This is a genomic window from Rhizobium favelukesii, from assembly GCF_000577275.2.
Lineage (GTDB): Bacteria > Pseudomonadota > Alphaproteobacteria > Rhizobiales > Rhizobiaceae > Rhizobium > Rhizobium favelukesii.
This window is the reverse complement of record NZ_HG916854.1, coordinates 750,188-759,787: the sequence shown is the minus strand read 5'-3', so window position 1 is coordinate 759,787 and position 9,600 is coordinate 750,188. Positions and strand designations below refer to the sequence as shown.

3 protein-coding genes and 5 pseudogenes are annotated in these 9,600 nt (G+C 58.0%); 1 reads left to right on the top strand and 7 read right to left on the bottom strand.

The window, feature by feature from the left end:
- Window positions 1-1,612: 1,612 nt before the first annotated feature.
- Both LPU83_RS74630 and LPU83_RS63625 read right to left on the bottom strand, forming a co-directional pair.
- Window positions 1,613-1,844: pseudogene (locus tag LPU83_RS74630) on the bottom strand (hypothetical protein).
- A gap of 1,538 nt (window positions 1,845-3,382) precedes the next feature.
- Complete coding sequence (locus LPU83_RS63625; RefSeq protein ID WP_040680834.1) at window positions 3,383-4,300, bottom strand: recombinase family protein; 918 nt, start codon at window positions 4,298-4,300, stop codon at window positions 3,383-3,385.
- Window positions 4,301-4,937: 637 nt separating this feature from the next.
- On the opposite strand from LPU83_RS63625, the gene LPU83_RS63620 reads away from it, so the two are divergent.
- Window positions 4,938-5,276 carry a hypothetical protein gene (locus LPU83_RS63620; protein ID WP_024317801.1) on the top strand — a complete coding sequence of 113 codons (339 nt, stop codon included), beginning with the start codon at window positions 4,938-4,940 and terminating at the stop codon, window positions 5,274-5,276.
- Between the two features lie 6 nt (window positions 5,277-5,282).
- On the opposite strand, the gene LPU83_RS63615 is transcribed toward LPU83_RS63620, so the two are convergent.
- The 5 genes and pseudogenes from LPU83_RS63615 to LPU83_RS74595 form a co-directional block, all read right to left on the bottom strand.
- Window positions 5,283-6,893 carry an IS66 family transposase gene (locus LPU83_RS63615; protein ID WP_425301960.1) on the bottom strand — a complete coding sequence of 537 codons (1,611 nt, stop codon included), beginning with the start codon at window positions 6,891-6,893 and terminating at the stop codon, window positions 5,283-5,285.
- 5 nt (window positions 6,894-6,898) lie between these two features.
- Window positions 6,899-8,554 (bottom strand): annotated as a pseudogene (locus tag LPU83_RS75960) (IS66 family transposase).
- Between the two features lie 211 nt (window positions 8,555-8,765).
- Window positions 8,766-9,216: pseudogene (locus LPU83_RS74605) on the bottom strand (PIN domain-containing protein).
- Window positions 9,213-9,320 (bottom strand): annotated as a pseudogene (locus LPU83_RS74600) (prevent-host-death protein); the annotation flags it as partial. The pseudogenes LPU83_RS74600 and LPU83_RS74605, both read right to left, overlap by 4 nt.
- Window positions 9,280-9,468, bottom strand: a pseudogene (locus LPU83_RS74595) (integrase); the annotation flags it as partial. The pseudogenes LPU83_RS74600 and LPU83_RS74595, both read right to left, overlap by 41 nt.
- Between the last annotated feature and the right edge of the window lie 132 nt (window positions 9,469-9,600).

The following is a 9,600-nucleotide window of genomic DNA, read 5'->3' as shown; positions in this document are numbered from 1 at the left end:
TTCTTGCCATTTCCCCGGAATAACGCTTTTCTCAAGCTATCTAGACCACAAGCGTGATTTAGATGCGATTCTCAAGCTTCCGCAAGAAATTTTTAGTTAACAAAACCTTAATCACCTCCGGCTATCCCGGGTTGAGGCTCGATCTGTTCAAATTCGAAGAAGCGTGCGCGAGAATCGAATCAACCATTTGATTTTTTTGGATAGTTTCGCCGTTTGCACGGCTGTCAAACCTTCGGAAGACAAAATCACCTTCAGAGTCCGTCGATACCCCATGGAACCACTGCCTCCCATCTGCCTCCTGGTCGCAACAGGTGCGAAGATCGCCACGACAATCCACCCGCAAATTTGCGAGTGACTGTGGCTGCTCCATCGCGCCGATCGCGACCGTTGGAGAAATACCCGGGACGATCGGACTACATGCAAAAAGACGAAACGGGAGGACTGCAACAGACGACCCTGTTGGTTGGTAAAGAATGAACGTATGCGCGTGGGGAAGAAAGTTGTCGAACGGAGTTGCGGCAATGTCGATCGGGCCTAGCCGGTTCGCGGCCAGACATGACTTCGAGACCCGATGCGACTCCGATGGCGCTCGAAAGGGATTTTGGCTGGGCTATTGATCAGCGCTGCCGCCGGCAATCGACGAATTCGGCGAGGAGGGACAGCCACCCAGCGTCATTCTCCAGCGTGATGGGCCTCTCCAAGAAGCCCCACCGGTTTGCACGTTGAAGGGTGTATTTCTAAATGCTGCACGGGTCGGAACGATCTCCTCATGCTACCGAATGACAGCCTCGGGGCCGATCGATGGTTCTGATCCCTTATTCAGCTCCTTTGCCATCTCCAGATGATATTCGAGTGCCGGCCACATCTTGGCCGCCCAAGCCTTTAGGACGGCATTCCCACGTTCATCACCATGGCGCTTAGACAGATCCACGGCGTCAAGTCATCACCCTTAGTCCCCTCAGCTTGTCTAGTATGCTTTTCTGCGCGTTGGAGCGCTGGCTTTTACCTTTCCGCTGAAGAGCGGCCCTTCATTTCGTCAGAGGCTTTCTGATGATCGGTGATCATCTGCTGAGCAAAAGCCTTCGTGGCATCGTCAGATCGCCCAAACGCCGATTGTTGGATTCGAGTTCGAACATATCGCTGCTTGCGGCATCAGTGCGAAATCCTCCGTTTTCGGCGCAACTGTCACAAGCGAGTTCACGCCGCCTTTCTCCGCGGCAATCCTCACGTGGCTGTGGGAAAAAACGAGGTCTTCAAGTCGTTGCCGGAATGCTCGCCGAGGCCCGCGCGAAGATGGGTGCTCCGAATAGTGAAAGCGGCGGCGAATGATCAGAGGAGGGCACTGAACACCCGCAGTTTAAACCCTTGGACGGGTCTGACGGTTGGAGAAATAGCAGCTATGGCTCTGGATCCCGCGTCGCGTTGGCTTGTTATCTCGACGATAGAGGAGAGCGACGATGGGAAGGCAGAGCGGATGCCAAGGGCGAACGTAGCAGCGACCCCGAGGTGAAGAAGGTGTCTGACGCGCTGAAGCAACGGGGGTCATCAATGAGCAATCCTGAAGGAGACGCGAAAGGTCAGTTCGCCAAAACCCAGGCCGATAGGCCGCCCGTCAGAATACCGACGACCAAAGCGTAGTATCTCTAGTCAGTGCAGTGATCCATGGCTTCTGCCGTTTTGCCGCCATCAGAAGATCGAGGTCCACCGCCGAGGGGCCGAACCGGATGAAAAGATCTTCGGCGACGGCGTGGCCAAGCCCGTACTTTTTGTTGAAATTGTGTCAGCGAATAGGCAGGGCCGCGCAACGCCCCACGCCGTTCGAGAGGCGGCCGTTGGGGTTTCATGTCACTAATCCTCTTTGTGTCGGCGTTCCAATGAATTGCGCAGCAAATGTTCCCCGCGCAATTGGGATTGGCGGGATTTTTGCATGGACTGCCTGCTCTAAAACCTAAGAAATACCAAGCGTAGAGGTTCCTACTGCGCGCTCTTGGTTGCGAAAGTTCTCAGCTGAGAACTTTTCGAACGCGAGCCGACTTGAAGAGGATTTTCGATTGGTCTTTCTACGGGCCAGCCGGACTTTCGCTACTGCTGTTGGTGGGCATCTTTCGCCTCTTTCCAAGTTCTCAGCTGAGAACTGCCGAGACGCTCTGAATATTCGTACGCTAGCCTGGAGCAGGTAGGCCTCCGTTGTACGTCATTGGCAAACTCACTTTTTTGAGGCGATCGAACACACCATGCGACTTAAAGGGTACTTCGGCATTCAGTAGTTGATCGCAACGGCCCACCAGCCATTGCACAAACGATGGACCGCTAACGGCAACGTTACCCCAACAGCGGACCCGTGCGCGTCGTTCTGCCACGACGCGCACGGGGAGTTTGCGGTCGTTCAGACTCTATCGCTAGGGGTTGATCCGAAAGAGCGCTCTACCCGAAACCCATACCGAGCCAGCGCCGTACCGGATGGCATCTCCCATAATGCCTTCCTCGCTCCTAGGCGCACTGAATTCTTCGACAGCTCGTTGCTCTTTGCATCGATTTTGGTGACGGGCCACTCAGGGGAGACGACCTATGCGAACCGCCGCCAATCGTGATACCCCCACCGCCGCCGACCGCGCCGGCCTCAATCGTTGCGATCCTCATTGCTCCTCCTGTCGATCCGCCGCCGTCGCCCTGATTAGCGACCCAAACTGACCCCTTCACCGGATGCCAGGAAGCGCGGAGCAGGAGCCCACCGCGGGCAATGGCAGCGTTGCTTCCAACACACCAGTTGAGGCCGTTGAAGCGGCTAAGCTCGCGATTATAGTCTTTCGAAGTGACGTTCTTCCTGGCCGTTGTGACAACCCAGACCGCCCCCGCGCCGACACCAATGGTGCCTTCGCTGTCGCATAAGTCTGCGGGGGGCGCATCACAACCCGGCTCGCCTGCGGATCGACCTTATGAATGGTCTTGCTCCCAATGTCCGGCACCAAAGCAGCGCTCTCCGATTGCGATTCCCCTATATGGCCCGACTGCCCCCAACCGGAATGTCGATTGTGCTGTTGTCAGCAGGATTGATACGGCCCAGCCGATTTCCGGGTCACCATCCGAAGGGAGCCGAACCCAAAAGCGATGAAATCGCCTCTGCGCAAGCGCAGGTACCTTATCGCAGGCTCTTTCGCCTGCACAACGTCAAAGCCCAAGGCTACTGAGAGGATGTTTAGTAAAATTATTGACGCGGGCTTCAACGGAGTGTCCGGCAAATTGGCTGGCCGCGATTGAGCGCAGAAGGTGCGAACTCCGATACTGTTGTCCGCTTTCTGTTTCCATCGCAGACAAGCGCCGGTGTCCATCTGCTGTGAGCGGTCGCTGGTAGATGAGCCAGTCCGCCTCATACGCCAGGTATTCAGGGGCGAACGAGGCCGAAGCGGCGGGCCTCATCCAAAAACGCCCTGACGGAGGACGGCTGCCAATTCCGGCCCCCACGTGGGGGTCGCTCTCCCATCTGGTCCAAGTGGGCAGCAATCTCGCCAATTGACAGTTTAGGATCGGCGATTGCGATCCCGGCGACCAGCCGCATGAGATAGTCCTCTTGTGGCCGTCGAGGAGATCTGCTTAACAGTTCTGGTTCCGCAAGCTTCTCCCCCACCATTCGATGAACGGCCCGACGCAAGCGTTCTACCGTCCAGTCGTGACCTCGGCGATTGAGAATCCGCACGACATCGTCCCAACTATGCCGCGGCCGCAACTGCCGCACCGTTGGTAGCCATGTCTGCGCCGACGAAATTAGCTCATCGAGATAGGCTCGCCTACGCGCCGCAGAAACCGCTCTGACCGCTTCTGGTCTTCGTTCCCGAAGGCCCGGATTGCCGGCAAGCCTGCCACGCGCCTTGGCGGCTTTCATGCCGGACTTGGTTCGCTCGGCGATAAGCGCTCGCTCGAGCTGGGCAACGGCGCCAAGCACCTGCAAGGAAAACATCCCCTGGGCCGTAGAGGTGTCGATCGGATCGAGGAGCGAGCGGAAATGCACGCCTCGCTTCTCGAGGTCTTCGATGACGTCAAGCAAATGGCTGACCGAGCGGGCTAAGCGGTCCAGACGGACTACGACGAGCACGTCACCAGCGGCAAGATCCTTCAGCAGTTTAGTCAGGACCGGCCTTGCGCGCGACGCGCCGGAACCATGTTCCTGATGTATCCGCTCGCAGCCCGCAGCTCGGAGGGCGTCGACTTGGGCGTCATTCACCAGATCGTCGGTCGAAACGCGAGCATAACCGATCAGTCTCCGGGACAGGGCGGGGGCGCCGGCGCTCGAAGCTTTTGCCATGGAATTGTCGGCCTGTTTTCAGGGCTGTGTACAGAGAAATACTGTATGAGAAAAGGTTCCTTTGCAAGCGTGTTTTACGATCGAAATAGGAGGCCATACAGCGAAAAAGCGAGCCGCGGCCGAGCATCGGATCATCAGAGACATCCAAGCGCGCTGGCGGTCTCCTGTGGCCGAAATTGAGCGAGAAGGGGAGTTTCGAGGGTGGGGGCCCAACGACCGGGAACTTCCGGACTTTTCGGCAGAAAAGCCGATCGGGAGGTCGCTCGGATGTCGCGAGGCAGATCGATTAGTGAACCTCAATGACCATAGAGGGAAAGACCCGAATTTCCTGGAAATCCGGCCATCCAAGTGAAAAAATGCCAATTACCGAACCGAGTTATCTAAGCGATGACCATCGCACGGCGAAGCACGCGTAGCGGAAGTAATCCTGCATATTGCTTCTGGTTAATGCGCTATTTACCATAGTTTCAAAGCATTATGGGTTAGCGAAACCGTTCCTCGATAGGTAACCGGGGTAAAGGGGCTGATTTGGGGGCACTGCCGAAGCGCTGGGCAATTGTGCTGTCGATGCTCTTCTACCATACTCGATGGCAGAGCATAAGACGGCATTGGGACCAGAGGCGTGGGTAGCGGCAAGATGCGCGAGATCGATATCGAGGGGCTCGACGAAGCCACGTTAATGGCACTGCATGGACGTATCGTCGAAAGGCTGCATTTTCTGCATCAGCAAAAGACCGCCGCCGCCCTGCAGGAGATCAAGATCGGCAGCGGTGTCGTGTTCGAAGGGCCGGATGGGAGAACGATCAGGGGCATCGTCATCCGCCGCAATCGCAAGACCGTGACGGTTCATACCGACGATGAGAAGCACTGGAACGTCTCGCCGTCGTTGCTGACGCTTGTGGGCCGGCATGGCCTCGATGGAGAGGCGTCCAAAGACGGCCGTGTCGTGCCGTTTACAAAGCCCGGCGCCAGGTAGCAGCACTCAGGCTTTTGCCGCGACAAGGCCTGCCAGTGGCGGGATGGTTTGGCCGCTGATGCCAAGTCGATCGCCGAGATAATGGTAAAACGAAAGCCCGAGCTTTTTGCAGGTCTTCATCAGACCGAGCATGGTGTCGCGCGCAACGCGGCCGTCCCGGCTCAAGGTGCCGCCCGAGATCTTTCGCTTGGTGACGAAGGTCCGCAAGTCGTTCTCCGACGCGTTTGTGTGCAATGGAATATGTGGATACTCGAGCACCTTCAGCAACTCGTCTTTTCGCCGATGCAGGCGCGTCAGCAGTTGATCGAGGGCGTCATAGCCAGTGTGCAGGGTAAAGATCCTGTCGAACCGTCGTCGGAAGCCTGGGATTGCCTGCGGGGAGGGCTTCTGTTTCCAGGCCTTCAGCGCCTTGTAAAAGCGCCAGATAAGATCGCGGATGAGAGTAACCGATCGCGCCTCCTTCGGCTTGGCCGGCATCAGCTTTTGTAGAAGGCGCTCGCTATGGACCCAGCATAGGGCATGATTTCCGACACGAAACTGTCCGGCATCGTCAGAGACAATCACCACGTCGCCCAGCAGACCGTGATGGCGGAGGGAACCCCAGAGACCAGCTTCGGCCAGGACCCCGATCCCTTGCCTGTCGAAAATATCGATGCCCTTGCCGGCCAGATATTCCAGGAACGGCACTTGATTGCAGAAGCCTTGCGGCTCGAAAGTGCGCAGTCTGGCAAAAAGGCCCGGATCGCCCCGGCGCTCTTCCAGATATTCGAAGGCCGCGTCATTGAGGACATAATCCCGGTAGTTGCCGCGCAGCAGCGACAGGAAGTTCAGCCGCGATTTCGATTTTGTCGTTCGGAAGACGGTAAAGTGGTCGCTGCCGATCTGCGTCGTATAAAAGTTACCATGAGCGTGACGGGCACCGGTGTCGTCGACCGTGACATAGGAGGACGACACCAGGCCGGCATGCAACACCGCCGCGTCCTCGGCGACAAACTCATCCAGCGCTTTGGTCAGAAGGCGCACGATCTGCCGTTTCGAGATCTCGACGCCGACATCATTCAACAATGTCGCCAGCCGCCCAGTCGTCACCTGTCCTTGCGCATGCAGCATCAGGCAGAGCCGCCTGACGTTCGGGCCATAGCCGCCAATGATCCCCGCAGGTAACGGCGCGATCACCGTCTTCCCATCCGGCGTGATCCAGCATTCGCGCCGGTAGTGCACAAGCTCGGCCTTTAGAACCAGTTCCCGCACGAAGCAGCTTTTGTATCCTTTGAAGCGCGAACCGGACGGTACGTTTGCACGTAAAACCTCCTCCCGGCTGACCCGCTTCACATCGAGCTTCGGTCCACGCGGCTTCTTCTTGCCCGCCTGTTGAACGCCCGGCTTGTCATCCGTTGCCTTATCCATGCCGGACGGTCGAAACGGCGGGCGCGGCGGCAGGTTTTTCAGCCGCGCGATCTCGTCGCGCAGCAGCTGGTTCTCGACCTTCAGCCGGGTGTTTTCCAGACGAAGCGCCGCGTTTTCCTCACGAAGGGCTGCGTTCTCGGCCTCGAGTTTCGCAAGGCGAACTTCAGCCTGCTCCGCTCTTTCCAGCAGGCCGGTCACCAAACTGCGCAACGCCTTCAGCGAAAGCGTCTCGGCATGCTCAGGTGAGGGAAGCCGTCTCTGCCGAGCCGGTCGCCGAGATATGATAGAAGGAAAGCCTAGGCTTTTGGCAGGTCTTCACCAGACCAAGCATGGTGTCACGGGCAACGCGGCCGTCCCGGCTGACAGTGCCGCCGGAGATCTTTCGCTTGGTAACGAAGCTGCGCAGGTCGTTCTCCGACGCGTTGGTATGCAACGGATCGTCGGCCAATCGAGCACGCGCAGCAGTTCATGTTTGCGCCGGTGAAGACGCGCCAGCAATGCGTCAAGCTCTGCATAGCCGGTGTGCAGGGTAAAAATCCTGTCGAACCTTTGGCGGAATCCGCTGGCAGCCTGTGGCGAAGGCTTTTGCTTCCAGGCTTTCAGCGCCTTGTAGAAGCGCCAGATTAGATCGCGAACCAGAGCGACCGATTTCGCGTGCTTCGGCTTTGCAGGCATCAGCTTTTGCAGAAGGCGTTCAGTGTGAACCCGGGACAAAGCATGATTGCCGACACGAAACTGGCCGGCATCGTCGGAGATGATCACCGTCTCGCCCACAAGGCCGTGATGGCGGATAGAACCCCAAAATGCCCGCCTCCCCCAGAATGCGGATCGCAGCCTTGTCGAAGATGTCGACGCCTTTCCTTGCCAGATATTCGAGAAAGGGCACCTGGTTGCAAAAGCGCCGTGGCTCAGGTGCCCGCAACCTGGCAGTCAGGGCCATATAGGAGGGGTGGCCGTGCAGATAGTCGAATGCGGCGTCGTTGAGGACATAGTCGTGATAACTGCCGCGCAGCAGCGATAGGAAATTCAGCCGCGATTTCGATGCGGTTGTGCGAAACACAGTAAAATGTTCGCCGCCGATCTGGGTGGTGTGGAAGTTGTCATGAGCGTGACGTGCGCCGGTGTCGTCGACTGTGACATGAGGTGCAGAAACCATGCCGGCATGTAGCACCGCTGTATCCTCGGCGACAAGACCATCCAGTCCCTTGGTCAGAAGGCCCACGACCTGGCGCTTCGATATGTCGATACCGATACCGTTCAACAAGGTCGTCAGCCGCCCTGTGGTCACCTGTCCTGGGCATGCAGCATCAGGCTAAGCCGCCTCAGGTTCGGGCCACAGCCACCTAAGATGCCTTGCGGCAGCGATGCAGTAACCGTCCTACCGTCAGGCGTGATCCAGCATTCACGCCGATAGTGCACAAGCTCGGCCGCAAGTACCACGTCTCGAACAAAGCAGCTTTTATATCCCTTGAAACGCGAGCCAACCGGGACACTGACGCGCAAAACCTCTTCTCGGCTTGTTCGCTCGACATCGCGCTTCGGGCCACGCGGCGCATTCTTGCCCGCCTGCTTATCGCCCGCACTCACATCCGTTGCCTTCTCCATGCCGGACGGGCGAAAGGGCGGGCGTGGCGGCAGGTCCTTAACCGTGCGATCTCGTCGCGCAGCAACTGGTTGTCGACCTTCAGACGGGTGTTTTCCAGACGAAGTTCTGCGTTCTCTTCGCGAAGGGCCGCATTCTCTGTGCGAAGCTCTTTGACCTCCGCTGAAAGAGCGGTGACCTGATCAACAAGTCCAGCCACCAAGCTGCGCAACGCATTCAGTGAAAGCGTATCGGCGTGCTCGGACGAGCGAAGCCGCTTCTTCGTCATCCCGGGACTGAATCATGATTTGCCCCAGCCGAGGAATCCCTCATGACGATAGGCAGCTATCAAAGCGTGCGCTTATACACACTTGTCTGCTTCATGGACGAAAAAAGCTGCCACTCAATCTGCCCCACTTACCCTCGACAGCCGCGATAGCCGGTTGCGCCCGGACGAGGGCGACTTTCAATGAGAGCAAGCATGTCCGCCTTTTTTCAACCTATTGTCGGCAATAAACGCATGTCATGTGGTACATGGTACATGGATCCATGATCTCGATTCCGAGCCCCTCAAAATCCCTGGCATTACGCGTGGCGAGAGTGAGGTCGTGGCAATCGCCGTAGCAGCGATCAGAGCGTCCACCGACGCCAGCCCGCGACCGCTTCGCTTCGCAAGCCCTACCAGGTCACCCCAAGCGAGAGCAACCGGCTTATCTACCGGAATGACGCGGCGCTCAAAACGTTGTGGGAGATCCCGGCGAGCCATTCAGCCAACGCATCGCGTTTTCGCCCGTTGTCCATCAGGGTAACGCCTCAGCGAATCTCTGCAATCGACACGACACTGATGAAGGCGCGATCCTCATCAAGCCGATCCAGCCATTGCAAAACGCGGGCTTCGGGGCGCGGTTTTGTCACCTCGGAAAGTACATTGGTGTCGAGCAGCAGTCTCACAGAGGCGGATCACGTGGTGTGTCGCGTTGACGCTCAAGGTCCAGATCAGCGCCGCGTAGCGGCGATTCCATCAGAAACTCTGCGAGCGTTGATCCGGAGGCGGTCACGGCGGCGTTGATATTTACGGGTCATTTCGGCTGAGGCAACCGGCGCGCAGCGAATGGCCGGAGAATTTGCCGCGCGCTCGCCTTCGCTGAGATCGCCGCGGACACCGGCGGCAAGGGCCGCTGACTTGACGAGCCGGGCGAATTCGATCGGCTTATGCGATCGGGGCGGACAGACCGGATCTTAGTCGACCCCTTAGCTCGACTTTGTACAAAATCGGTGGTGATTTCGGGGGCATCTGAGCAGCCCTGGGTGAATCAATTCGCCGCAGGGTCCCGG

Coding starts and splice junctions, on each gene's coding strand:
- LPU83_RS63625 (WP_040680834.1), bottom strand. CDS start 4,300: ATGGCAAAAGCTTCGAGCGCCGGCGCCCCCGCCCTGTCCCGGAGACTG.
- LPU83_RS63620 (WP_024317801.1), top strand. CDS start 4,938: ATGCGCGAGATCGATATCGAGGGGCTCGACGAAGCCACGTTAATGGCA.